The organism is Photobacterium kishitanii, from assembly GCF_000613045.3.
GTDB classification, from domain to species: domain Bacteria; phylum Pseudomonadota; class Gammaproteobacteria; order Enterobacterales; family Vibrionaceae; genus Photobacterium; species Photobacterium kishitanii.
Map to the genome: position 1 here is coordinate 1,050,537 of NZ_LN794353.1, position 25,265 is coordinate 1,075,801.

The following is a 25,265-nucleotide window of genomic DNA, read 5'->3' on the forward strand; positions in this document are numbered from 1 at the left end:
TTATGCCCTCGCACTTAATGCTATAACGGGGGTGAGGTTAGCCGCTCTTCGTGCAGGAAAAAATGCTGCCAGCAAAGCTAATATCGCGGTGATGGTTAAGGTCAGAATAATAGCAGTACTGGTTAGGGTGGGAATGCCGAGCCATTGTGGTAACTGACTCATCGCTAAAAATTTAATGATTACCCATGATAAACTAAACCCCATCACCGTACCTATAATAACTAATACAGCTCCTTCAACCATAAATTGAGTCAAAATATGGGTTGGAGTAGCACCAATAGCAAGCCGCACCCCAATTTCACGGGTACGCTCTGTCACTGATAAAAACATAATATTAGCGACACCAAGTGCACCAACGGCTAATGTCATTGCACCACTGGCGGCTAAAAATAGTTGAATCCCCCTAAATAACGCTAAATATGTCTTAGCGAAGCGACTAAAATCAGGCATGTTAATGGCTTGAGTATCTTGAGGATTAAATTGAAGCACATGGGCAAAATAGGTTTGTACTACGTTACGTAATTTAGTCCGAGAGACCGTATCTTGAGGCTCAATGATCGCTTCTGATGGCAGATTTTGCCAAATATTGCCATAAGTCGCCGAAGGAATAATGGCGCTCTTAGGTGAGAATTGAAAATTATATTCACTTTTAGGCGCAATACCAATAACACTAAAAGGAATCGCATTAATTTTTATTTTATCCCCAATTGACAGCTTGGCTTGTTTTGCAAGTCGCCAGCCAACAATAACAACCCGAGTGTGATTGTGTTGATCGCTTATGGTAATGGGGCGTGAACCTGATATCAGTTTTATTTTTTGTAAAGGAATAAAGTGAGTATCAACGCCACTGAGTTTTGCTTTTAATTTGATCCCTGCCATATCTGTTATCTGTGGCTTGTCGGCATTAAAGATAATGGAAAGGTGTTTTACTTGTGGCAAGGTTGCGAGTGCCTCATAGTTTGCTTGAGTTGCATTGAGTGCTCGTCTTGCTGGGTAACCTTGCCAAGGCTGTGATGTTTTTCCCATCGATACTGTTTGAGTGTTTGATATGAGAGCCGACATTGATTGTTTATTGACTTGATAGAACCCCTCGCCGAGGGCAACTAACACTAACACGGAAATGATCCCCCAAATAATAGCAATAATTGCCAATGAGCTACGTAGTCGATGAGCAATGATTGTTTGTAGGGTTTGTGATAATAGCGCTATCATTGTTGCAGTGCCTGCGATAGCTGTACGATGCTTTTATCGTTTAATTGCCCGGTTAAACTCAATAATTGGATGCGGTGTAACCAGTAGGTATAAAGTAAATCTTGTAGACTTTCTTTGCTTTTATAAGCTTTTTCTTGGATCTGAATAATATCGAGTGCCGTAGTACCGTCAGTGCCAGAGGTATAAATGATTTGTTTAGTTTTAAGCGCTTTTAGATCGGCTTGTAATTTTTTACTTCCAATATCAACTCGTTGCCAATCAAGGTCTAACTGATTAAAACGGGTATTGATATCATTGGTTAAATCCAATTCAACTTGGCGCAATTGTTGCTGAGCGATTTGGACACCAACTTTAGCTTTACCGACTTGTGAGCGTATTTTTCCGTTAAGATCGAGTGGCACCTTGAGGGTGATGCTAGTACTAAGGTCATCACTATGGCCATTAAAATCATTGCTATAACTAATATTACCCGACAGGTTAGGATAATATTCTACTTGTTGTTGCTTAACGGTTAGTTTGCTTTGATGCAGTTTTTGCTGAGCTGCAAGTAGGTTAGGACTGTTATCTTGCGCCAGTTTTAACCATTGTTGTTTGGTGTTCTTTTGTAGCGGTGGTCGATGGAAATGATGACTATTAATTTCATCAACCTGTTGTGGTGGTTGATTGATCAGTTTTGCCAGTATCGCTTGTTTCTCTGCCAGCACTGATTGTCGACTTAATAAATCACTATAAGCGCCAAAGACATTGGTATTGGCATCATCAACCTCTGTTGACAGAATAAGACCTGCTTGATATTTCTTTTGAGTGAGGGTTAATAAATGTAATGCATCTTGATGTTGTTCATGCGCGATATTAACTGAAACTTGTGCTTGAGCGACTTTAAAATAAGCATCAATAACATTATAAGCGAGACGATTCTGTTCTTTTTTTACATCTAGTTGAGCATAAACGACCTGAGCTTGTGCTTGATCAAGCTCGACCCATGAACGACTATCCCAAATCGATTGACTGAGGGTAATTGTATAGCCTGGGGTCGAATTTTGGTCGTGATCAGCCCATGTTTTACTTGCTGTGGTTGATAAGTCAGGTAATAAAACGCTTCTAGCGATTCCGGTGTCAAATTGGTTTTGGGTTTGCTGGAGTTGCTTGATTTTATAATCGGGATTAGTGGCTTTAGCCGCAGTCCAAGCTTGCTCCATCGTAAGCGCATGACTTGATAAACTCCATAATGAAAAACTCATCGCAATAATGAGTGTTGTGGCTGAATGTATTTTAGTCATTAGTATCACCTACTGTACTGGCATCTATCAGTGATTGCTTAGTATCAATACCTTTTTTTATCTCTACATTAATGCCATCAGATAACCCCAGAGTGACAGCTTGGTAGTGATAACCTTGTTCTGAATCGTCAGGGATTAATACTTGCGCGGTATCGCCATCAAAGTGAAGTGCACGTTCAGGCAGTGTAATAACATTGTCAGCCTTGGTTAAGGTGATCTCTGCGGTGGCTGAAAACCCAGAACGAAGTGTCATACCTTTAGGAAACTTAATCTGGCTGACTTCAACCGCAAAGCCATTATCAAAGCTTTGTTGCGCTTGATTGCTATTGGTATTGCTGTCAGCATTGAGTTTTTCTGATTGCACTGCAACTTTAGTGAGTATGCCTTCAATTTTTGTCTCAGGATAAGGGGATAAGGTTAATGTTACTGGCATACCTTCAGATAATTGTGCTGCATCATGCTCACTTACCGCACCTTTAAAGACAATATTACTCATATTTGCCATGGTCATAATTTCAGTGGCGGCTTGGTTTGATTCTGTCGATATGATGGGTTCACCGACATCAACTTTAATATCAATAACCGTTCCTGTAATCGGCGCACTAATGATTGAGGTTAATTTCACATTACCTGCAGTCGATTCACCTCGACTTTTTAAATCCATATCTTGTTGTTTTTGTTCGACATCAGCTAGTGCAGATTTTAATTTAGCTTTACTCTCTATATATTGATCAAAATTAGAGGGAATGATTTTTTGGGCTACCAGTCGTTGGTAGTTTTGCAGGCTTTTTTTTGCACGTTCAAGTTCAGCTTGGCTTTTGAGTAAATTAGCATGTGCTGCAGTAAGATCTTGTGGGGTCGGATTTGGGCGTAACTTAACTAACGGACTGTGGGCTGTAACGTGTTCACCGACACGGACATAAATATCATCAATAATGCCAGTTATTTGAGACTTCACTTTTACCACTTGTGCCGGCATGATTTCACCGACAGCTACCGCTTGTTTTTTTATCGTCGCTTGTTTGGCGGTTAAGGTTGTAAAACTATGTTCCGGTGGTGAGTGAGTTGTAGCATAGTAAATGCCACCTAAACTAATTGAAGCTAATGCTGCAGCGGTTAACCAGCGTTTTTTCATATTAATGTCCAACAACAAGGTAAAAATAGAATGAGTTGGTCAGTAGGTTTTCTTTTCTGAGATAATAATTTTAAGAAATAGGAGCCTAAACTGATAACAATATAGGCTAATAAGATAACGATATTTTGCCACGGCATTGTTAAGATTCAGTGGTTTTTTGTATGACAAAGGATGTCATAAAGTATGATAATAGCTAAATTTAGGAAGGTTAAGATAAGAATAGCGGGTTATAGCCGATAAATCTGCCTGTTTTGCGTTGTTTTTGAGCAACGCAAAACAGGTTAAAACGTAACAATTATTGTTTTTGGATTGCCCAAAGATGTAACAAATCTGTTGCAATGGTTGCCGCTGCAAGCGCCGTAATATCAGCATGATCATATGCTGGTGCTACTTCAACTACGTCCATGCCAACAAGATTAATACCTTGCAAACCACGAATGATTTTCAGTGCTTTATCTGATGTGATACCACCACACACAGGGGTGCCAGTACCTGGCGCATAAGCAGGATCTAAACAGTCGATATCGAAGGTTAAGTAAACCGGCATATCACCGACAGTGGCTTTAATTTTTTCAACTATCTGGGCCACACTCCAATCATTAGCAGTATCGGCAGAGATAACATTAAAGCCAAGTTTGTCACTGTGTTCTGTACGAATACCAATTTGTACTGAGTGAGTAGGATCAATTAAGCCTTCTTTCGGTGCATGGTAGAACATAGTGCCATGATCAAACTTACTGCCTTGATCGTAAGTGTCAGTATGAGCATCAAAGTGAATTAATGCCATTTTGCCAAATTGTTTAGCATGAGCACGTAATAACGGTAGCGTCACGAAGTGATCACCACCAAAAGTAAGCAGGGTTTTACCTTGCTCTAATAAACCGGTCGCGTGTGCTTCTAAGCGTTCACACATCTGACCCGCATCACCACAATCAAATACTAAATCACCACAATCGGCAATTTTAATTGATTTTAATAGGTTAAAACTCCATGGCCAGCGTTTGCCTTCCCAGGCAAGGTTGGTCGAGATTTGACGGATAGCACCAGGGCCCATACGACTGCCAGAACGACCTGTGGTCGCCATATCAAACGGCACCCCAGTAATAATAACATCAGCGTCAGACTCCAGTGGTGAGAAGTTTAACGGTTGACGTAAAAAGCCAAATGCATTGGCGTATAAAGAATAATCTGGGTAATTAGCTAGTGTTGCCATGGTTTTCTCCAACAACAATATTATAGGGCGAAGGCCCACTAAAAGACCTATCACTGCCTTATTACAGTGATAGGATGCTCTAAAATAGGGTGACTAATTTTTAGTCTTAAATTGCGCGAACATCTTCTAGATAGGTATACCCTTCTAGCCCATCAGCTAGCTCTTTGAGAATACTCTCTCGTTCATTTTCTGCAAGGTGTTGCTGTGCCATTAGTTGATATTGATGCAGGAATTCATTGGAATCTAAATGCACGTAGCGCAGTACATCACCAACGTTATCACCACGATCAATTTTTTCGATGTTATAACCACCATCAGCAGTACAGCGCACAACAGCAGTATCAGTATCACCAAATAAATTATGCATATCGCCTAAAATTTCTTGATAAGCACCTACCATAAAGAAACCAATACGGTAAGGTTGTTCATCACTCCAAGTTGGTACTGGTAATGTGCTTTCGATACCTTGGTTTTCAACATATTGATCAATCGCACCATCTGAGTCACAAGTGATATCAAGAATAATCGCTCGACGCTCAGGGGCTTTATCTAAATTGCTTAATGGTAAAATAGGGAATACTTGTTCAATACCCCATGCATCAGGTAATGATTGAAACAGTGAAAAGTTCACAAAAAACTTATCCGCTAAACGTTCATGCAGCTCATCTAAAAGTGGGCGATGTGCTCGGTTTTTAGTTGATAATGTTTTTGCAAGTTCATGGCATAAACGTAAACTCACTTGTTCAGCCCAGGCTCGATCAATAAAGCTGATCATTCCAACGGCAAATAATGAGTGAACTTCAGCTAAATCACTTTGGTTATCGTGGTAAAGCTCGACTAAGGAACGGTGATCGGCGTTATCCGTCAATTCTTTCCACGAACGCCACATGTTATGCAAGATATGTGGCGCATCTTCAGCTGGCGCATTAATACTTTCCGCTTTATAGCTTTCGATGCCAACGACATCTGTAATTAATACAGCATGGTGCGCCGTCAAGTTACGACCTGACTCTGAAATAATACGTGGCATTGGCATGGCGTATTCTTGACAAATATCACCTAATACATACACCACATTATTTGCATATTCGTTGATGCTGTAGTTCATCGAACAACTGCTTTGGCTACGAGTACCTTCATAATCAACCGCCAAACCACCACCTACGTCAACGGTTGTAATACCTGCGCCTAATTTTTTAAGCTCAGCATAAACACGTCCAGCTTCACCGACACCATTACGTACATCACGGATATTGGCGATTTGTGAGCCTAAGTGAAAATGCAGCAACTGTAGACAATCGAGCATTTCTCGTTGACGCAATTCTTCAACTACGGTTAATACTTGCGATGCCGATAAACCAAATTTAGATTTTTCACCACCACTTGCTTGCCATTTACCTTTGCCTTGAGAGGCTAGACGTGCACGTAGGCCTAAGCGTGGTGCGACGCCAAGTTCAGCCGCTTCTTGTAAGATGATCTTTAGCTCGGAGAGTTTCTCAAGCACGATATATACTTCGTGACCCAATTTTTCGCCAATTAACGCTAACCGAATATATTCACGATCTTTGTAACCATTACAGACAATCACTGAGCTTGCTTCTTGCGCCATAGCAAGTACAGCCATCAGTTCGGGTTTACTGCCTGCTTCTAAGCCTAATTGACGTTGTTGCTTGGCATATTGGCTTTTTAAAATCTCGCTAACCACTTCTTGTTGTTGGTTAACTTTGATCGGATACACGGCAAGGTAATCACCTTTATAACCATAATTTTCAATTGCTTGATTGAAAACACTGCATAAACTATCAACACGATGATGCAGAATATCAGGAAAGCGTACCAAGACAGGTAACGATGCGCCTGCTGCAATTAATTCATCGGCAAGTTGCGATAATCCGATAGCATTGGTTGGGTTATTTACATCGGGACAGGCAACAACTGAGCCGTCTTGAGCTATATCAAAATAACCTTGGCCCCAGTAAGGCGTATTGTAAACGTCACGGGCATTATTAATTGTCCAATCACTCATTGTTTAATCTCTTCCTGAGCGAAAATACTTCAGCCTTAAAATATAGATGCATAACATCCCTGCTTGGCTGCAGTAAATATCGAAATAGTGTGGCGACTGACGCGATAATGGTCAGAATAAAAGTACTTTGTTATTGAAATCTAGTGGCGCTGTTATTAGCGTTGTAGCATTTTCAATTACAAGCTACTGGGACTACCTGAACTGGCATCATCATTACAAGTCATGAACAAGCGTGTTGTTCTTCTTGCTAGGTTAGGCTTGGCTTTGGTTATTGCGTTGTCGCATACTTTATTGAGACTAAAAATAGCCTTCGAGTATAATGCTGCGAGAGTTGTCATTGCCATTTCCATTAAAGGTCGTGCTATTACAGCAAGCACAGTATGACAGGGAATAAGAATGCCCGATGCAATCTCAATCTACACCTCAAACCAATAATTGGGTGCGTTGCGATTAGACAATCGAATCGTTTTTAGCGCAAACAAAAAAGATTCATCGTTATGATGAAATATAATTGTTACGATTGAAGCAGAGGATTAACATTTAAGAGAGTAAGCACAATAATTGCGTATTTAGTGATAGTTATGTTTAATTAATTAACGACTAGATAACTAAATCATTGATGTAAAAATAAGATTTTTCATTGGATAAACCAATGATGTGAATAGTATGTAATTATAATATGTAGCTGAGAATAGTGTATTTAAGGCACTTATTATCTTTATAAATATGAGATTGTTAATTTAGAACCATATTGGTTCAGATTTTAAGGAGTATTCAGTGGCAGGTGCAAGTTTATTAACATTGCTTGATGATATAGCAACCGTACTTGATGACGTTGCATTGATGACCAAAGTGGCAGCACGCAAAACTGCTGGTGTACTTGGCGATGATCTGGCATTAAATGCTCAACAAGTCTCAGGTGTACGTGCTGAGCGTGAACTACCTGTAGTGTGGGGAGTCGCTAAAGGCTCTTTTAAAAATAAACTAATATTAGTGCCAGCGGCATTATTAATCAGTGCAGTTGCGCCGTGGTTAATTATGCCGATGTTATTACTTGGTGGTTTATTTCTGTGTTTTGAAGGCGTAGAAAAAATAGCAGAGAAACTGTTCCATCATCCGCAAGATAGTGATCAGGATGCTAAAATAATACCAGATGATGTCGATATAGTTGCTTATGAGAAAGAAAAAATTAAAGGCGCAATAAGAACCGATTTTGTTTTATCTGCTGAAATTATTGTGATTGCGTTAGGCACAGTACAAGATCATCCCTTTTTGACGCAAGCGATTGTTGTGAGTGTAATTGCGGCAGTAATGACAGCAGGTGTTTATGGTATTGTTGCGGGCATAGTGAAACTTGATGATGCAGGGTTATACCTTGTTAATCATAGCAAAGGTGCTGGTTTTAAACGTAGTTTTGGTTCACTACTGGTGAATGTTGCTCCTTATTTAATGAAGGCATTGGCAGTAGTAGGTACTATCGCGATGTTTTTAGTTGGGGGCGGTATTGTTGTCCATAGTATTCCACACGTACATGTCGTGGTTGAGCATCTAGCCCAGCTAATCTCTTTTCCTGGTGCTCATGCTATTGTGCCACCACTATTGAATGGTGTTGTTGGTATTCTTGCTGGAATAGTGGTGCTGGTGGTTGTTAGTTTGATTAATAAAATACGCGGCAAATCAGCACATTAATTACTTCTTTTAGTTGCTGTAAATCATCGTTGTATAAAATTGGAAATGCCAGTGGTATGACTATCACTGGCATTTTTTATGGCTATTTTATGTTATTACCACGTGTATTTAATACCCATACGGTAACGAGTTTGGCGGTTATCGGTATAGCGGCTTTGACTCACATTACCCACTTCTACGAATGGACGCCACATTGTACCTTCAGCTGTTTTGTAGGTGTACATTAAACGGAAGTTATGCAGGTAGTTAGTATCTTTATTATCAAATTGTGGTAGAGCGTCGCCTTCCATTTCTTGCCAAATTTGGAATTCATATTGAAAGTCCCAATTATTGGTATTGTAGCCTAGCCAGAAATCCACTTCTTGAATTTTAGAGATATAATTTACATTATTAAGGTTTGTTTGGTTGTAATCCCAGAACTTCCACTTATAACGACCTTGAACGCGAATACCATTATCAAAGCGGTAATTTAAACGCGCGTAAGGCACATAGACTAAACCTTGTGATGTAAAGTCGAGAGAAAGACCGCCAATACCCATGATATTGTCAGTTAACTTTTTGTAGTAATACGCTGAAAACTCAGAGCCATTCATGGTCATACCATCAAACATGGTATTGAGTTGATCGTTGTTATAACGTGCGTCTAATTCAAAACCAATATTCTTACCCGTATCTAAAAAGGCTTTAATACGATCGCCATGTCGTTGGGTACCATCACGATATTCATGGCGGTATTCAATCGTGGTTTTGTAATCATTGGCATAGCTAAAACTTGTCGCAGACAAAAGGGTGGTCGCAAGGATTACTTTAGTAACAGTGTTCATTGATTGTCCTTAATTATAATGAGTGTTGTTACGCCTGCTCTATCACAAAGAGCAAGCGTTAATTGTTGTCGTTACAGGTATCGCAAATAATCGTTTTGGCGAATGCTATAAATAGGCATTGGCACTATGTGCTGGTACGGTTGTTGGGCGCCAAGGATCACCGGTATGTTCAAGCCATGGAATTAATTCTTCAGTAATTAATTTTTCAATAAGCATTGGGTTCGTGGCGGCAATATTGTCCATTTGATAAGGATCTATCTGATTGTCATGCAGCACATAAGTGAGTGGCTTTCCAATTTTTCGATCAATCATTAAGGTATAACGCTGGGAGCGGATTCCACGGCGGCCATATGATTGACCGCCATAAGGCATGAAAGTATAAAATTGTGATGTTGGCTGAATGTCACCATCAATACCGCGTAAAGTATTGGCAAAGTTGGTTCCTTCAACGGTATCTGGAATCAGATCCTCCATGCCCATTAAACCAAGCATGGTTGGGTAAATGTCTGGAGCGGAAAACAGTAGGTCATTCTGTTGTGGGTTAAGCTTGCCCGGCCAACGGAATATCATTGGAATACGCATCGCTTCGTCATAATGAACATTTTTGGTTGGGTTACCGTTAGATCCCATGCAACAACCGTGATCTGAGAAAAACACTACGAGGGTATCTTCAGTAAGATTGAGACGATCTAATTCATCAACAATGCGTCCGAATTGCTCATCAACACCATTAACCATCGCCATATATTCTTTGAAAAATTGCGGTCCATAACCTTCTTGGTAGGCTTTATCCCATTGTACATTTGGGCGGGTATTTAATTGTTGTGACGTTTTACCACTGAAACGATCTAAGTATTTTTGCGGAACTTCGTCGTAAGGTGAGTGAGGTGGATTCATTGATACTACAAGAGTAAATGGTTGATCTTGTTTACGATATTGCCCATTTTCATTACGTAAGTATTTAATCGCAATGTCAGCTTCGTGCTCTGGACTCCATTGATTAATACGTAGCGGTTTATCGCGAGTTGTATCATTAGTCCAATACATTGGCGTCATATGCTTGTCATAGGTGCCATAGGCATACCAGAAATCAAACCCATGGCGACGATCTGGTGCTGTCCAGTCATTCCAATAACGGCCTTCTGCGGGATTATTATAACTAGGCACAAAAGGGGCTTGTGGCGCATCGAGGTGCCATTTACCGATATAACCCATGCTATAGCCTTGTTTTTTTAGAACATCAGACCATGTTAGGGTGCTTTTTTTTAGTTCAATTCCAAAATCTTTACCGCCAAATTGACCTTCAACACCAGTATGGCTGTTTCCCTGAATACCGTTGCGATAAGGATATTGTCCGGTCATTAACATGCCACGGAAGGGGGTACATAGTGGAAAATTAGAGACCGCTTGACGTAATACTGCACTTTGTCGAGCAAATTTATCAATATTAGGCGTCATTGATGGATCTTGCTGCATAAAGCCTAATGCTTGAGCTCGAAATTCATCAGGAAAGATGATGACTAAATTCGGTTTTTTTAATGCTTTTTCTGAGCTTGTTTTTGAAGTCGTTGCAGCTTGGGCATAACCTGCTGATAAGGTTGCAGCAACGGCACCACTAGCAGCCATACCTTTCAGTAATCCTCGACGTGATATAGACATCAACAAATCCTTATTAATTGAAAATATATATTATCTGAACATGGGCTTTTGAATTGCTTCGGATCGTAAGGTAATGAAGGTGTTTTGGCTGTGTTATTGGTCACACAAAAGAGATCGAAAGCAAAATAATGTAATTATTTGCGGTTTGGTTGTAAATATGAGAGATATGAACTGATATTTTATAAATCTAAGCTATGAATAGTTGGTTTATTTACTTTCGTTCTATATGATAGAAGGACTTACGTAACCTTACGTAATATTTTAGTGAAAGATATCGAAAGAATGTGAAAGAGATCAAAAGTTTTGTCTTGTCGCATTGTGGCTTTGTTTTTTAAGTGTAAGATTATTTCGAAATTAAATGAAAGAGATTTTATTTGATTTCACAAGGAGACAAAAGTGAAAAGTGCAATTGAAAGGCGAATGGAAATCGTCAATGTGGTTAATCTGGAAGGAAAAGCCCGTGTCGAAGATCTCGCTGAAAAATTTAATGTCTCAAGTGTCACCATTCGCAGTGATCTGAGTTTCTTGGAAAAGAATGGTTATGTTGTGCGCTCTCATGGCGCTGCGATTCCTAACTCAGGTGTGATTGCGGAATTAACCATTCATGAAAAGCGGCGGCACAACGCGGGTGTTAAATCACTCCTTGGCCAAGCAGCTGCCAAGCTTATTCATAATGGTGACACCGTGATTCTAGATTCGGGGACAACAACACGCGAAATCGCAGCCAGCCTTAAAAGTATGGAAAATGTTGTTGTCATGACTAATGGTCTGGATGTGGCAATGGAGTTAGCTTCAGCACCTGGTGTTGAAGTGTTAATGTCAGGTGGCGTACTTCGTAAAGAAGCGTTATCTTTTTCAGGCTCACAAGCCGAAGCTGGCCTAAAGAACTTTCGTTTTGATAAAGTTTTTCTAGGTGTTGATGGTTTCGATTTGCGAGCAGGTATCACAACACACAGTGAACAAGAAGCAAGTCTGAATCGTTTAATGTGTGAAATTTCTGAACAGGTTATTGCGGTTGCAGACTCTACTAAATTTGGTAAACGTAGCTGCCACATGATTCGTGAGTTCGGAAACATTGATATCTTAGTAACGGATGCAGGTATTCCTGAAGATTATTTAGCTGGTCTTCGAGAAATGAAAGTTGAAGTTATTATTGTAGAAAAAGAGCACTGACTTATTAACTCCATAATCACACCAGAGACTATGATTGTGGAGTTAATTAATGAATACGCTACAAACTCTCGTTCAACGCCATAAAGCAGGCGCTAACAATGGTATTTATGCTGTTTGCTCTGCACATCCGCTGGTAATCGAAGCAGCATTTTCTCAGGCGTTGGATGATAATTCAGTTTTATTAATAGAAGCAACGTCAAATCAAGTGGATCAATTTGGTGGTTACACTGGAATGACACCGATTGATTTTCGTGAGTTTGTATTAGCAAAGGCTGAACAATTTAATTTTCCTACCGACAATCTTATTCTAGGTGGTGATCATTTAGGCCCTAATCGTTGGCAGCATCTTCTTGCTGAAGAAGCAATGTTGCATGCCGATGATTTAATTGCAGCCTATGTTGCTGCTGGCTTTAAAAAAATTCACTTAGATTGCAGTATGTCCTGCGCCGATGATCCTATCCCACTATCTGATGAAATTGTAGCTAACCGTGCAGCCCGTTTAGGTGCTATTGCTGAAAAAACCGCGATAGCAACTTTTGGCTATAGCGACTTAGTGTACGTCATTGGAACTGAAGTACCTGTTCCTGGTGGTGCCGCTGAAACGCTAGATACGATTGAAGTTACTTCACCACAAGCAGCAATGAAAACAATCGAAACCCATCGTTGTGCATTTGCCGCCGCAAATATCGCTGATTGTTGGACACGAGTCATTGGTCTTGTGGTTCAACCAGGGGTTGAGTTTGATCACACTGGTGTTATTGATTATTGCTCAGAAAAAGCTAATGCATTAAGTGGTGTCATTGATAATTTTCCTCATATGGTGTTTGAAGCCCATTCGACTGATTACCAAACCCATGCGGCTTATCGTCAATTAGTTCGTGATCATTTCGCTATTTTGAAAGTCGGTCCTGCACTGACATTTGCGATGCGTGAAGCGCTATTTAATTTATGTGAAATTGAAGCTGAAATTATACCTAAAGCGCATTGTTCTAATTTGCGTGAGCGTATTGAAGCGCAAATGTGTGAAGCTCCACAGCATTGGCAAAAATATTATCACGGTAATGAGGCTGAACAACGTTTTTCACGCTGTTTTAGTTTCAGTGATCGTATGCGTTATTACTGGCCTGATAGTGTCATTAATCAGGCTCAAGAAACGTTATTTAGAAATTTATCTCGGGTTGATATTCCATTCCCCCTTCTTAGTCAATATATGCCACAACAATTCCAACATCTGCGTGAAGGTTTGATTACAGCAGACCCTAAAGCATTGGTATTAGACACTATTCGTCAAGTTTTACGTGCTTATTCTCAAGCGTGTACTGAAAAATTAATCGCAGAGGTTTAAATATATGGAACAGTATTTAGGTTATTCAGAAGCAGAACTACAACGCTTATCGGGTTATTGGACAGCGAAAGAAATCAATCAACAACCAGATTGCTGGGCACAAACGGCAGCAATTACACGTGAGTGTGAAGCTCAAATTAAACGCTTTATGGATAATGTTTATAGTCACTCAAACTTGCGTATTGTGTTGACTGGTGCTGGTACATCTGCCTTTGCTGGACGTGCATTAGCGCTAGGGCTTTCGCAGCGCTTACAGCGTCGAATTGAAGCTATTTCAACCACTGATATTGTGTCAAATCCTAACCAGTGCTTTGCCGAAAATATTCCAACATTGCTAGTGTCGTTTGCGCGTTCTGGTAACAGTCCTGAAAGTGTGGCTGCGGTTGAATTAGCGAATCAAACATTAACCCAGTGTTTTCATTTGGTGTTGACCTGTAATGCTGACGGTAAGTTGTATAAATGTTGCAGTAAAGATAAGCAATCACTTGCACTTTTAATGCCTGCGGAAACGAATGATCAATCTTTTGCCATGACATCAAGTTTTTCATCAATGATGCTAGCTGCTTTTTCGATATTAATGTATGGGAACGATTACACGAAAGATATCGAAAGCATTTGTAAGTGTTCTGTGGGTTTGATCAAAGATTTAAACGCACAAATAAAGGATACTGCTAACCAGGAACTAGAGCGGGTTATTTATTTAGGCAGTGGTGGTTTACAAGGTTTAGCTCAAGAATCTGCATTGAAATTACTTGAGTTAACAGCCGGTAAAGTTGTAGCGACTTACGACTCACCATTAGGGTTCCGCCATGGACCAAAATCAATTGTAAATCAAGATACTATGATTGTGGTGTTTATCAGTAATGATCCATACACCCGTAAATATGACCTTGATTTATTAGCTGAAATTTGTCGCGATAACATTGCTGCTCAAGTAGTAGCGATTACGGCACAAGCGGATGAGATTGAAACGCGTGCTGATGTTATTTGCGTTCCAGGCATGGAAGCTGCGACGGATGTTGAATTACTTTTCCCTTATATGTTGTATGCACAAATGTACTCTTTTCATCGTGCATTAGCGTTAGGGAATACACCTGATAACCCATGTCCTACTGGTGAAGTTAACCGTGTAGTGCAAGGGGTAACTATCCATAAATTACATAACAATTTTAAATAATTACGAAAGGTAGAACAATCATGACAACGCCAAACATTGTATGGACACGAATTGATGAACGTTTGTTACATGGTCAAATTCGTATTACTTGGGGTAAACACTCAGGCGCTAACCTTATTTTAGTCGCTAATGATGACGCTGCTGAAGGCCCTAATGCAGCTTTTATGCAAGCAGGTATGAAGGCATCTGCGGGCGGGGAATATGCAGTACGTTTTTTCTCAATCCAAAAAACAATTGATGTGATTAGCAAAGCATCACCCCAACAAAAGGTCTTTATTCTGTGTAATAACCCAACGGATGTTGCACGTTTAGTCGAAGGCGGCGTACCAATTACTCATTGTAATGTCGGTAATATGCATTATCACGAAGGTAAGCGTCAGATTAATAAAACAGTTTCTGTTGATGCAAAAGATATTGACGCTTTTGAGCGTATGGTAGCAAAAGGAGTGACTTGTACGATTCAAAACACTCCAGATCAAAAACCAATCAATGTACTTGAACTGGCTACAAGCGCCGCTTAATCGCGATAGCCAAACTCCAAACGTGTAAAAAGGAATAGATCATGTTTTTAGAAGCTGCGTTAGTAGCGGTTTGGGCCTTCTTTTGTGGTATCGATAAATACGATGTTGCATTGAATATCCACCGTCCACTTATTACAGGTCCTGTTGTGGGCTTGATCATGGGTGATATGCAAATTGGTTTGATTGCAGGTGCTACTTTAGAACTTGCTTGGTTAGGTCTGGTACCTAACGCGGGTGCTCAGCCACCAGATGTGACATTAGGAACGATTGCTGCGGTTGCCTTTGCAGTGATGACGGGTCAATCAGCTGAAGTCGCGATGGGTGTAGGTATGCCTATTGCGGTAATGATGCAGATGTTGGTTATCGGCTTCTTTGCAATGACATCATTCACTATGGGTAAAGCGGATCGCTTTGCTGAACGAGGTGATTCATCAGGCATCGATAAACTATTAATTATAACCATTTTACTGCGTGCCATGCTGTATGCCTCGGTTGCCTTTGTAACTGTTTACTTTGGTGAACATGCTGCAACCTGGATTGATGAAAATGCACCTAAAGCACTACTAACTGGTTTAGGTATTGGTGCCAAGATGGTTCCTGCGATTGGTTTCGCAATGTTGTTGAAAATCATGTGGTCAAAAGAAGTGGCAGGTGTGTTCTTCATTGGCTTCGTAATGACGACTTACTTAAAACTACCAATTATGGCTGTCGCAATTATCGGCGCCTCAATTGCAGCACTGTACTACTTCTTTAGCGGTTCAAACAACGGTGGCTCTAACAATCAACCTGGAGAATTTGAAGATGGCATCTGATATCACAGCGGGAACACTTCGCGATAAAAACACGGAAGAACATGTAAATTTGGTTGATGATATCGATGCGTATGAAGATACCACACCACGTAAAGTGATTACCAAGAAAGACCTCTGGATGTGTTCAATCCGCGGTTTATTCATGGAAGGTAACTTTAACTTTGAACGTATGCAAGCGGGTGGTTTTGCTTACTCGATTATTCCGGCACTTAAAAAGATCCATGGTGATAACAAAGCTGATTTAGCCAAGGCACTAAAGAACCACCTGCAGTTTTTTAATGCTTCACCTAAGCTGTTTACCTTCTTATTAGGTACAGCGATTGCGATGGAAGAGAACAAAGAAAAACCATCAACTGTTAACGTAATGAAAGTTGCTGGTATGGGACCAACAGGTGGTATCGGTGACGCTATCGACCACATGACATTGATGCCATTAACGCTAGCGTTAGGTGCTTCAATCGCAATGGAAGGCTCTATTGCAGGTCCATTTGTATTCTTCTTCTTGTACCAAATTGTTCACTTTGCGGTTTACTTTGGTTTGATGTTCATGGGCTATAAAGCGGGTACTGCCGCGATGGTTAACATGAGTGATTCAACTGAGAAACTGGCTAAAGCGGCCAATATTATGGGTATCTTTGTTATTGGTGCGCTCTCCGCGACCTTTATTAAGGTGCAGACGACCCTCAGTCTCGAACTGGGGGGAAAGGTGGTGGACTTGCAGACCGCATTATTTGACAAAGTAATGCCGAATATTCTGCCACTGATGTTGGTGTTCTTCATGCTTAAGATGGTGAAAGGCACTGGATTCTGGGCTAAGCCACCAGTATTGATTTTCAGCACACTTGCTGCAGGCGTTGTTGGTCACATGTTGGGTATTTTGTAATAACACCATCGTTTAGTAGTGATGAGAACCATCATTAATAATCTCAAGGGGGACAGCGCTCCCCCTTATTTTCAAGGAAAGAATCATGATTGGTATCGTTGTTTCAGGTCATATTAACTTTGCATCAGGCATGGAATCTGCCGTATTAGCGATTGCTGGTGAACAACAGCAAATGGCGTATGTTGATTTCGTTGAAACTATGTCAACTGATGAGCTAGAGCTAGCTTTACGTCAAGCAGCAAAAGATGTTGATAGCGGTGATGGGGTATTGTTTTTAACTGATATTCCAGGTGGATCTCCTGCTAATCGTGCGTTAGCAATACTGATGGATACACCGAATGTTGAACTTATTGGTGGTGCTAATTTACCCATGATTGCCAATGCTGCATTTGAGCGTGATGATGCAGATTTAACTGAACTTGTAGATACTTTGCTTGATATTGGTATGTCATGCATGAAAGACATGCGTCGTGAACTTAATAGCATGATGACGCAATCGGCTGAACTTGAATGTGAAGACGGACTGTAATTATGCGCTTTGCACTTCATCCACAACGTATATTCACCCCCACTGGGATTCGCTATAACCACTATGTAGTAGTGAATAACGGCAAGGTTGAAAGCATCACTGATAGTCAACCTTTTGATTGTGAAGTGATTGAATTAGATGGTCAAACATTAGTCCCCGGTTTTATTGATATTCATATTCATGGTCGTGCGGGTGCTGATGTAATGGATGCCACTCCGCAAGCATTACAAACGATAGCACAAGCATTGCCAGCGACAGGAGTCGTGGCGTGGGTTGGAACAACAGTAACTGCACCTTGGCAAGATATTGTCTCTGCCTTACAGCAAGTACGGCACTTTTGTGAGCAACCACAGCAACAAGGCGCAAGGTTATTAGGCAGTTTTCTGGAAGGGCCTTATTTTACGGAGACTCATCGCGGCTCACACCCAACTCAATATTTAACAGCGCCAACCATTGCGGCGTTAGCAGAATTAAAAGAAGTTGCTGCAGATTCATTATTACGCGTAGCCCTTGCACCTGAATATGACGGTGCTAATGAAGCCATTCAATGGCTAACGGCTAACGGTATTAAAACCTCGATTGCACATACGAATGCTAATTTTGAACAAGTGACCCAAGCACATCAACACGGTGCTGATTGTGGAGTGCATTTATTTAACGGTATGAGTGGCTTGCATCATCGAGAGCCTGGCTGTGCTGGTGCTGTTCTGTATCACGATATGTTAGTTGAACTGATTGCTGATGGTATTCATGTACATCCAGTAATGATGCAACTTGCTTATCGAATCAAGGGTTATCAGGGCATGGCATTAATCACTGATTGTATGCGTGCTGGTGGGCTTGATGATGGTAAGTACCAACTTGGCGCGCAGATGGTTAACGTCATCAATGGTGAGGCTCGTACTGACGATGGTTCACTTGCAGGTAGCACTTGTAGTTTAGATCAAGCGATTCGAAATATGATTTTGTTAGCCAATGTACCTGAATGGGAAGCTATCCAGATGGCAACAATGGTACCTGCAAAATATTTAGGTATTGATCATCAACTAGGTTCGATAGCAACGGGATATAACGCCAGCTTTGCAGTACTTAATTCTCAATTTGAAATTCAAGCAACCTTAATCGACGGTGAGTGGTATTACCCAACATCGCATTAATAATAATTCGTAATCATTCACACCTTAGTTAAGTGTTGTGAGTAATGTAATGATTTAAGAGGTTTTTCATGGAAATTCGTCAACCAATTCATAGTCAGCATGCCAAGCAATTAGACACTGCAGGTCTTCGTGAGCAGTTCTTAATTGAAAATATGTTTCAAGAAGGTGAGATCACCCTTACTTACAGTCATATTGATCGCATCATTGTTGGTGCAGCTGTACCGACAACGAGTGCGATTGCTTTTGAAGGTGGTAAAGAGATCGGGGTTGATTACTTTTTGCAACGTCGTGAGTTAGGCATTATCAATATTGGTGCTCCTGGCTTAGTGATTGTTGATGGCGAAACCTTTGAAATTGGATCGCGTGAAGCTATTTATGTTGGTATGGGCGCACAAGATATTCGTTTTGAAAGTGTGGTTGCTAATAATCCAGCTCGCTTTTACTTAAATTGCGCGCCTGCTCATCATAGCTACCCAACCCGTAAAATTACTCGTGAAGAAGCATCACCAGAGCAAATTGGTAGCCAAGAAAACTGTAACGTTCGTACTATTTATAAATATTTACACCCATCTGTATTACCGACTTGCCAGCTACTAATGGGCATGACTGAACTCGCACCTGGTAGTTTGTGGAATACTATGCCATGTCATACGCATGAGCGTCGTATGGAAGTGTATTTGTACTTTGATATGAGCCAAGACAACATCGTGTTCCATTATATGGGCGAGCCACAAGAAACCCGTCATATCGTGGTGCGTAATGAACAAGCTGTGATCAGTCCAAGCTGGTCAATTCACTCTGGAGTGGGCACTGCGGCTTATACCTTTATTTGGGGTATGGTCGGTGAAAACCAAACTTTCCACGATATGGATCATGTCGCGATGAGCGATCTTAAATAAGCCGTTGTGGTTAATTATTAATGAATTTAGCTGGTAACGCTGGCAGTGATTGTCAGCGTTATTATACAAGGATAGAACTCGATGAAGATGTTTGATTTAAGCGGTAAAGTTGCGATTGTAACTGGTTGTAATACAGGTCTTGGCCAAGGTATGGCACTTGGACTTGCAAAAGCTGGGGCAAATATTGTTGGTATCGGCCATCAAGAAGCACCTGAAACCCAAGCACAAGTTGAAGCATTAGGACGTAAATTTCACTACATCACTGCCAATTTAATGCAGCAAGATAAGCTTGAAAGTATTGTTGCAGAAGCGGTTGAAGTAATGGGAAGTGTTGATATTTTAATTAACAACGCCGGCATTATTCGTCGTGAAGACTTACTTAAATTCTCTGAAAGTGATTGGGATGATGTGATTAACATTAACCAAAAAACCTTGTTCTTCTTATCCCAAGCCGTTGCTAAACGTTTTGTTGAGCAAGGTAATGGCGGCAAGATCATTAATATCGCGTCAATGCTGTCTTACCAAGGTGGTATTCGCGTACCGTCATACACCGCGAGTAAATCAGCAGTAATGGGCCTAACCCGTGCATTAGCGACTGAATTAGCTGAGTATAATATCAACGTTAATGCGATAGCACCTGGTTATATGGCGACAGACAATACAACCGCACTGCGTGCAGATGCTGAGCGTAATGCAGCGATCCTAGAGCGTATTCCTGCTAATCGTTGGGGTTTACCCTCTGATTTGGAAGGTCCAGCGGTCTTTTTAGCATCAAGTGCTAGTGATTACATTAATGGTTATACCATCGCTGTTGATGGCGGTTGGTTAGCACGCTAAGGAGAGCTGCTCATGACAACATTAGGTTCAAAAGAAACGATTTTAGCAGCAATGAAGCGAGTCTATCGTTACCAAGCGCAAAACCAAACTCGCAGCGTGGTACGTCGTAGTGGTAAAACACGTTTTATTAAAGATACCGACTGGGAACGTGGCGTGTTTTGGTCGTGTGTCTCAGCGGCATGGTTAGCGACTGATGATAATGAATATCTTGATGGGGTGATGAATTATACCCTCCATACGGGATTCCGTACTGGGCCGAATGATCGTTTTGCTGATGATCATATTTGTTGTCAAGCCTACCTTGATATTTACCCATTAGTTGATCAAATTGAAGCATTAGAGCCAACTATTAAAGCCTTGGATCTTATGGTTGAAAACCCACAGCCTGGTCGTAAAGATTGGTGGTGGTGTGATTCATTATTTATGGCACCACCTGCATTTGCAGCGTTAACTCAGCGTACTGGTGATAGTAAATATCTTGATTATATGAATACGGCATTTTGGGATTCCGTTGAGCATCTACTCGATCCTGAAACAGGTCTATTCTACCGTGATTATCGTTATATTCCTGATGGCAATGGTGGCGAGTTACGTGAAGCCAATGGCAATAAAGTTTTCTGGAGCCGCGGTATTGGTTGGGTATTAGCCGCTATACCACGCTTATTAGCGCGTATGCCTGAAGATTATCCTCATCGCGATAAATATTTAGCATTATTTACTGCGCTTGCTGCTGAAGTGATTAAGTATCAACAAGCCGATGGTTTTTGGCGTACAAGCTTGCTTGATCCTGAAAACTTCCCGGCACCAGAAAGCAGTGCGACTGCACTATTCTGTTATGGCTTAGGGTGGGGTATTAAGCAAGGCCACCTTGATGCTGAAACGTATATGCCAGTGGTTGAAACATCATGGGCTGCATTACAAACCTGTATTCACGATAATGGCATGATGGGTTGGGTACAATTACCCGCTTTCAATCCTCGTGATGTCGCGTTTGAGCATAATATTGATTACGGTGCAGGGGCTTTCTTATTAGCTGCAACCGCAGTCGCTGATTTAGTGTCATAAATAATAATAACGTCAATGTGAGTTGGTGAAAAAGCGAGGTTATGTTAAGCCGATTTGCTCGTCAGATCGGCTTTTTTATATCTAAAAAACAATAAATAAGGATATTTTAATGAATAAGTTAGTCATGATTGCTACCGCTACTATTACGGTGATGGCTAGTTATAATGTCGTTGCTGAAACAGTTGTACCTAAGTCTGCAATATATAATATTAACCATACCGAAATCGCGCCCGTTATTGATGGTATTGCGCATGATAATGAATGGAAGTCAGCACAAGCGTTAACAGTTTTCAGCTTTCCTTGGCGTGATACTCCAGCTCCTGCAACAGAATTTAAAGCATTATGGCATGCTGAGACACTCTATTTTCAATACACAGTGACGGATAAGAATGTTGCAATAGGGACTGATCCTGAGCGGGCGATTTTAGACTCCGATAGAGTCGAGATATTCCTTGCTAAAGATGCGGAATTATCGCGTTATTACACCATGGAAATTGATCCTAAAGCACGAGTATTTAGTGCACAAGCAAGCTATGACATGATGAATAAAAAGCGTGCGTCACTTGATAGTAATTGGACATGGAAAGGCTTAGAAACTAAAGCCAGCCTAACTGACAGTGGTTATATTGTTGAAGGTAAACTGCCATTGCAGACATTAACGGATTTATCGCTATGGCAAAATAAACAACAAACACAGCTATTATGTGCATTAATGCGAGCTGAGTTTACTCAACAAGCCGACGGTAAGTTAGATATGGGTTGGATGACATGGGTTGATCCTAAAACACCGACACCAAACTTTCATAATCCACAAACATTTGGTAGCTGTCGTTTAGTGAAGTAATTGCTTTAAAAGAAAATCACGGTAGTTAAAAAAGGTTTATGCCAGTATTTAGATAATACGGTGTAGGCCTTTTTTATTTTAGGTTGATGTTTTTTATCCTTAACCGTTAGCTTTTAGGCGTGAAGGGCTGCAAATATTGGGATAATCACTAAACTCTGTGAGATAATACTTGGCTAAGGTATAAATCGGCCAAGATTAGGGCTAGATTTATTCTCTCCGAGATATTTTTATTGTATTCCCAATCGAGTTAGTGGACTTAATGATACGTATTAATGAAGTTAAATTACCGTTAGATCATAGTGAAGTCGCTTTACATGATTTTGTCATCAACAAGTTATCGATAAATAAAGATCAATTGGTTGATATTCATGTTTTTAAACGAGGCTACGATGCCCGTAAAAAGAATGATATCTATCTTATTTATACTTTAGATATCACCTTGAAAGATGTTGATGAAGAGCAATTACTAACGACATTTGCTGACGATCATCAGGTGAAAAAATCACCAGATACTAGCTATAAATATGTTGCTCAAGCACCTGAAAACTTAACCGAGCGTCCAATTGTTATTGGTATGGGTCCATGTGGTTTATTTACTGGACTTATTCTCGCGCAGATGGGATTTAAACCTATTATTCTAGAACGTGGAAAATCAGTACATGAGCGTGCCAAAGATACTTTCCGTTTTTGGCGTACGCGCGAGCTCAACACTGAATCAAATGTTCAATTTGGTGAAGGTGGTGCTGGTACATTCTCTGATGGTAAATTATACAGCCAAGTGAAAGATCCTCGTTTCCTAGGGCTTAAAGTAAAACAAGAATTTGTTGCAGCGGGCGCACCGGCTGAAATTATTTATCTCAGTAAGCCTCACATTGGTACTTATAAATTGGTAACGATGGTTGAAAAGATGCGCCGTAAAATTATTGAACTTGGCGGTGAGATTCGTTTTGAAACTCGCGTTGAAGAAATCAATATTGAAGATAACCAAGTGTCTGGTGTGACATTATCAACCGGTGAAGTGATCCCGTCAAAGCACGTAGCATTAGCTATTGGTCACAGCGCACGCGATACTTTTAAGATGTTGTATGACAAAGGCGTACATCTTGAAGCGCAATCATTTTCAGTTGGCTTCCGTATTGAGCATAAACAAGAAACTATTGATGTAGCACGTTTTGGTAAAAATGCAGGTCATCCATTGCTTGGCGCCGCTGATTATAAACTGGTTCACCACTGTAAAAATGGTCGTTCAGTCTATAGTTTCTGTATGTGTCCTGGCGGCGTGGTTGTTGCAGCGACATCAGAGCTTGAATCAGTGGTAACTAATGGTATGAGTCAGTACTCACGCAGTGAGCGCAATGCTAATAGTGCGATTGTCGTTGGTATCTCACCGGAAGATTTTGCTAATGATCCAATGCAAGGTATTGCACTACAGCGTCAGTTAGAGCGTAATGCTTATATTCTTGGCGGTAGCAGCTATGATGCGCCTGCACAATGCGTAGGTGATTTCTTAGCAGGTAAAACGGTTAGTCAGATGGGTGATGTTGAACCATCTTACAAACCTAATGTTAAATTGACTGATCTAAGCACCAGTTTGCCGGCTTATGCGATTGAAGCTATCCGTGAGGCATTACCTGCGTTTAATAAAAAGATCAAAGGTTTCTCAAATGCCGATAGCATGCTAACAGGTGTTGAAACTCGTACATCTTCGCCGGTACAAATTAAGCGTGGTAAAGACTTCCAAAGCATTAATACCAAGGGTTTATATCCTGGTGGTGAAGGTGCTGGTTATGCTGGTGGTATTTTATCTGCGGGTATCGACGGTATTAAAGTTGCCGAAGCTATCGCACTTGATATGTTAAATGCGTAATTAGTTAAATATAGAGGTGTGATAACAACGAATCCGTGTTTGTTATTGCACCTTTTATTCTCGCTCAGCTACCTTGTTGTTATCTTTTTTAGCTTCGCTTCTCATCCTCATTTATTTTCACATCTGTAAAAGAATCGACCAGCAGAACATTTGCTAATTACACGACAGCTGTAATTTTAATGGTTAGTTTGTAAAGTAAAAAAGTGTAATGTCAAAAAAACGACAGTTTTAGTATTATTGATAAGAATATTAATTAATACCAATTGTTGGTTTTTTTAATGGTTATTGTTAATAGTTTTAAGTTGCTAGTCATGCTGAAATATTTGGTTACAATAACGCAAAATAAGAGTAAATAGCCTTTATCGATTGATAGAGTGCTAAGGGTTTACTGATAGTAATAATATGGAAATATAGTCGGATATAAATAGTAAATGTTAAATGAAAGGCGGTTCTTTTTATCATTAATGCCGTATTTGTTATTGCTTGTAGCGGGTATTGTTGATTCGGTTGGTTTTTTGCACCTTAAAAATGGGGTATTTGCTTCTTTTATGAGTGGTAACTCAACTCACATGGGAATGATGCTGAGTTATCACGATTACCCTCGTGCTTCTATTTATATTGCAATATTGGGTATTTTCATTATAGGGGCAATGTCTGGCGAATTAATTGCTTTATCTAGTCGCCGATTCTACCGTGGTGTTGTTATGACTTCGGTATCGATTGTGCTGCTATTTGCCACTATTATGCAGTACTATGTGCCTTTTTTAGTGATTAATTTTATTATTTGTTACGCCATGGGGATGCAAAATATTGCCTTGCGATTAACTATCGAAAAAGCGATACCATTAACCTATGCCACTGGTTATTTAGTTAATATTGGTCGTTTATTGGCGTTAGCCATTGTTGGCAAAGGTGATAAAAAGCGCTTGATGCAATACCTTGGTCTATGGGGATCATTGATCAGTGGCGCAGTGATAGGAGGGATCATTATGCAAACAATACCTCAATACTCATTATTACTGCCATTAGCATTAACAACTTTAATTGCTATTACATTGCTCTATATTGAGCATACTCATCGCTCGACGCCAATTGATACTGAGTTGTAACCGCGCTTA

General features: G+C 40.5%; 22 protein-coding genes. 15 read left to right on the forward strand and 7 right to left on the reverse strand.

The annotated features are described in order from the left end of the window. The 5 genes from PPBDW_RS19980 to speA all read right to left on the reverse strand — a co-directional run bounded on the left by PPBDW_RS19980 (position 1) and on the right by speA (position 6,866). Positions 1 to 1,212 (reverse strand): ABC transporter permease, encoded by a 1,212-nt coding sequence (locus PPBDW_RS19980; protein ID WP_036791981.1) that lies wholly within the window; start codon positions 1,210 to 1,212, stop codon positions 1 to 3. Next, entirely contained in the window at positions 1,209 to 2,492 is a 1,284-nt protein-coding gene (locus tag PPBDW_RS19985; protein WP_036791983.1) for a TolC family protein, read from the reverse strand. The genes PPBDW_RS19980 and PPBDW_RS19985 overlap by 4 nt, the downstream gene beginning before the upstream one ends. Further along, positions 2,485 to 3,627, reverse strand: coding sequence for an efflux RND transporter periplasmic adaptor subunit (locus PPBDW_RS19990; RefSeq protein ID WP_036791985.1), 1,143 nt, complete (start codon positions 3,625 to 3,627; stop codon positions 2,485 to 2,487). The genes PPBDW_RS19985 and PPBDW_RS19990 overlap by 8 nt, the downstream gene beginning before the upstream one ends. Positions 3,628 to 3,922: 295 nt before the next feature. Further along, on the reverse strand, positions 3,923 to 4,840 hold the full coding sequence (speB, locus tag PPBDW_RS19995) for an agmatinase (protein WP_036791987.1): 918 nt from the start codon (positions 4,838 to 4,840) through the stop codon (positions 3,923 to 3,925). A gap of 106 nt (positions 4,841 to 4,946) precedes the next feature. Further along, on the reverse strand, positions 4,947 to 6,866 hold the full coding sequence (speA, locus tag PPBDW_RS20000) for a biosynthetic arginine decarboxylase (RefSeq protein ID WP_036791989.1): 1,920 nt from the start codon (positions 6,864 to 6,866) through the stop codon (positions 4,947 to 4,949). 777 nt (positions 6,867 to 7,643) lie between these two features. Here speA and PPBDW_RS20005 point away from each other — a divergent pair. Beyond that, on the forward strand, positions 7,644 to 8,555 hold the full coding sequence (locus PPBDW_RS20005) for a DUF808 domain-containing protein (protein ID WP_036791992.1): 912 nt from the start codon (positions 7,644 to 7,646) through the stop codon (positions 8,553 to 8,555). A gap of 95 nt (positions 8,556 to 8,650) precedes the next feature. Here PPBDW_RS20005 and PPBDW_RS20010 read toward each other — a convergent pair whose 3' ends face one another. After that, positions 8,651 to 9,379 carry an oligogalacturonate-specific porin KdgM family protein gene (locus tag PPBDW_RS20010; protein WP_036791995.1) on the reverse strand — a complete coding sequence of 243 codons (729 nt, stop codon included), beginning with the start codon at positions 9,377 to 9,379 and terminating at the stop codon, positions 8,651 to 8,653. A 105-nt stretch (positions 9,380 to 9,484) separates the two neighbouring features. Continuing rightward, on the reverse strand, positions 9,485 to 11,038 hold the full coding sequence (locus PPBDW_RS20015; protein WP_036791996.1) for a sulfatase family protein: 1,554 nt from the start codon (positions 11,036 to 11,038) through the stop codon (positions 9,485 to 9,487). 396 nt (positions 11,039 to 11,434) lie between these two features. Between PPBDW_RS20015 and agaR the strand changes: the two genes are divergently transcribed. The 14 genes from agaR (at position 11,435) to PPBDW_RS20085 (ending at position 25,256) form a co-directional block, all read left to right on the forward strand. After that, positions 11,435 to 12,211: a transcriptional repressor AgaR gene (gene agaR / locus PPBDW_RS20020; RefSeq protein ID WP_036791998.1), complete on the forward strand. Its 777-nt coding sequence runs from the start codon at positions 11,435 to 11,437 to the stop codon at positions 12,209 to 12,211. A gap of 49 nt (positions 12,212 to 12,260) precedes the next feature. After that, the gene (gene kbaZ, locus PPBDW_RS20025; protein WP_036792000.1) at positions 12,261 to 13,556 is read left to right on the forward strand and encodes a tagatose-bisphosphate aldolase subunit KbaZ; all 1,296 of its coding nucleotides are present in this window, start codon (positions 12,261 to 12,263) and stop codon (positions 13,554 to 13,556) included. 4 nt (positions 13,557 to 13,560) lie between these two features. After that, the gene (locus PPBDW_RS20030; RefSeq protein WP_036792002.1) at positions 13,561 to 14,733 is read left to right on the forward strand and encodes an SIS domain-containing protein; all 1,173 of its coding nucleotides are present in this window, start codon (positions 13,561 to 13,563) and stop codon (positions 14,731 to 14,733) included. Between the two features lie 20 nt (positions 14,734 to 14,753). Next, positions 14,754 to 15,254 (forward strand): PTS N-acetylgalactosamine transporter subunit IIB, encoded by a 501-nt coding sequence (gene agaV / locus PPBDW_RS20035; RefSeq protein WP_036792004.1) that lies wholly within the window; start codon positions 14,754 to 14,756, stop codon positions 15,252 to 15,254. Between the two features lie 41 nt (positions 15,255 to 15,295). Beyond that, positions 15,296 to 16,066, forward strand: a complete 771-nt coding sequence (gene agaW / locus PPBDW_RS20040) for a PTS N-acetylgalactosamine transporter subunit IIC (protein ID WP_036792007.1) — start codon at positions 15,296 to 15,298, stop codon at positions 16,064 to 16,066. Beyond that, positions 16,056 to 16,949 (forward strand): PTS system mannose/fructose/sorbose family transporter subunit IID, encoded by an 894-nt coding sequence (locus tag PPBDW_RS20045; RefSeq protein ID WP_036792011.1) that lies wholly within the window; start codon positions 16,056 to 16,058, stop codon positions 16,947 to 16,949. Before agaW ends, PPBDW_RS20045 begins: the two co-directional genes overlap by 11 nt. A gap of 85 nt (positions 16,950 to 17,034) precedes the next feature. Next, positions 17,035 to 17,478: a PTS galactosamine/N-acetylgalactosamine transporter subunit IIA gene (gene agaF, locus PPBDW_RS20050; protein WP_036792013.1), complete on the forward strand. Its 444-nt coding sequence runs from the start codon at positions 17,035 to 17,037 to the stop codon at positions 17,476 to 17,478. 2 nt (positions 17,479 to 17,480) lie between these two features. Further along, positions 17,481 to 18,635, forward strand: a complete 1,155-nt coding sequence (gene nagA / locus PPBDW_RS20055; protein ID WP_036792016.1) for an N-acetylglucosamine-6-phosphate deacetylase — start codon at positions 17,481 to 17,483, stop codon at positions 18,633 to 18,635. 68 nt (positions 18,636 to 18,703) lie between these two features. Next, entirely contained in the window at positions 18,704 to 19,534 is an 831-nt protein-coding gene (gene kduI, locus PPBDW_RS20060) for a 5-dehydro-4-deoxy-D-glucuronate isomerase (protein WP_036792019.1), read from the forward strand. 81 nt (positions 19,535 to 19,615) lie between these two features. Continuing rightward, positions 19,616 to 20,371, forward strand: a complete 756-nt coding sequence (gene kduD / locus PPBDW_RS20065; protein WP_036792022.1) for a 2-dehydro-3-deoxy-D-gluconate 5-dehydrogenase KduD — start codon at positions 19,616 to 19,618, stop codon at positions 20,369 to 20,371. A gap of 12 nt (positions 20,372 to 20,383) precedes the next feature. Next, positions 20,384 to 21,436, forward strand: a complete 1,053-nt coding sequence (locus tag PPBDW_RS20070) for a glycoside hydrolase family 88/105 protein (RefSeq protein ID WP_036792024.1) — start codon at positions 20,384 to 20,386, stop codon at positions 21,434 to 21,436. Between the two features lie 109 nt (positions 21,437 to 21,545). After that, entirely contained in the window at positions 21,546 to 22,280 is a 735-nt protein-coding gene (locus PPBDW_RS20075; protein ID WP_036792026.1) for a carbohydrate-binding family 9-like protein, read from the forward strand. 259 nt (positions 22,281 to 22,539) lie between these two features. Beyond that, positions 22,540 to 24,147: an NAD(P)/FAD-dependent oxidoreductase gene (locus tag PPBDW_RS20080; protein WP_036792029.1), complete on the forward strand. Its 1,608-nt coding sequence runs from the start codon at positions 22,540 to 22,542 to the stop codon at positions 24,145 to 24,147. Between the two features lie 431 nt (positions 24,148 to 24,578). Beyond that, positions 24,579 to 25,256 carry a YoaK family protein gene (locus PPBDW_RS20085; protein WP_045042188.1) on the forward strand — a complete coding sequence of 226 codons (678 nt, stop codon included), beginning with the start codon at positions 24,579 to 24,581 and terminating at the stop codon, positions 25,254 to 25,256. Positions 25,257 to 25,265 lie beyond the last annotated feature (9 nt).

Excerpts from the sequence above, each read along its gene's own strand:
- PPBDW_RS19980 (WP_036791981.1), bottom strand. The coding sequence starts at position 1,212 with ATGATAGCGCTATTATCACAAACCCTACAAACAATCATTGCTCATCGA.
- PPBDW_RS19985 (WP_036791983.1), bottom strand. The coding sequence starts at position 2,492 with ATGACTAAAATACATTCAGCCACAACACTCATTATTGCGATGAGTTTT.
- PPBDW_RS19990 (WP_036791985.1), bottom strand. The coding sequence starts at position 3,627 with ATGAAAAAACGCTGGTTAACCGCTGCAGCATTAGCTTCAATTAGTTTA.
- speB (WP_036791987.1), bottom strand. The coding sequence starts at position 4,840 with ATGGCAACACTAGCTAATTACCCAGATTATTCTTTATACGCCAATGCA.
- speA (WP_036791989.1), bottom strand. The coding sequence starts at position 6,866 with ATGAGTGATTGGACAATTAATAATGCCCGTGACGTTTACAATACGCCT.
- PPBDW_RS20010 (WP_036791995.1), bottom strand. The coding sequence starts at position 9,379 with ATGAACACTGTTACTAAAGTAATCCTTGCGACCACCCTTTTGTCTGCG.
- PPBDW_RS20015 (WP_036791996.1), bottom strand. The coding sequence starts at position 11,038 with ATGTCTATATCACGTCGAGGATTACTGAAAGGTATGGCTGCTAGTGGT.
- kbaZ (WP_036792000.1), top strand. The coding sequence starts at position 12,261 with ATGAATACGCTACAAACTCTCGTTCAACGCCATAAAGCAGGCGCTAAC.
- PPBDW_RS20030 (WP_036792002.1), top strand. The coding sequence starts at position 13,561 with ATGGAACAGTATTTAGGTTATTCAGAAGCAGAACTACAACGCTTATCG.
- agaV (WP_036792004.1), top strand. The coding sequence starts at position 14,754 with ATGACAACGCCAAACATTGTATGGACACGAATTGATGAACGTTTGTTA.
- agaW (WP_036792007.1), top strand. The coding sequence starts at position 15,296 with ATGTTTTTAGAAGCTGCGTTAGTAGCGGTTTGGGCCTTCTTTTGTGGT.
- PPBDW_RS20045 (WP_036792011.1), top strand. The coding sequence starts at position 16,056 with ATGGCATCTGATATCACAGCGGGAACACTTCGCGATAAAAACACGGAA.
- agaF (WP_036792013.1), top strand. The coding sequence starts at position 17,035 with ATGATTGGTATCGTTGTTTCAGGTCATATTAACTTTGCATCAGGCATG.
- nagA (WP_036792016.1), top strand. The coding sequence starts at position 17,481 with ATGCGCTTTGCACTTCATCCACAACGTATATTCACCCCCACTGGGATT.
- kduI (WP_036792019.1), top strand. The coding sequence starts at position 18,704 with ATGGAAATTCGTCAACCAATTCATAGTCAGCATGCCAAGCAATTAGAC.
- kduD (WP_036792022.1), top strand. The coding sequence starts at position 19,616 with ATGAAGATGTTTGATTTAAGCGGTAAAGTTGCGATTGTAACTGGTTGT.
- PPBDW_RS20070 (WP_036792024.1), top strand. The coding sequence starts at position 20,384 with ATGACAACATTAGGTTCAAAAGAAACGATTTTAGCAGCAATGAAGCGA.
- PPBDW_RS20075 (WP_036792026.1), top strand. The coding sequence starts at position 21,546 with ATGAATAAGTTAGTCATGATTGCTACCGCTACTATTACGGTGATGGCT.
- PPBDW_RS20080 (WP_036792029.1), top strand. The coding sequence starts at position 22,540 with ATGATACGTATTAATGAAGTTAAATTACCGTTAGATCATAGTGAAGTC.
- PPBDW_RS20085 (WP_045042188.1), top strand. The coding sequence starts at position 24,579 with ATGTTAAATGAAAGGCGGTTCTTTTTATCATTAATGCCGTATTTGTTA.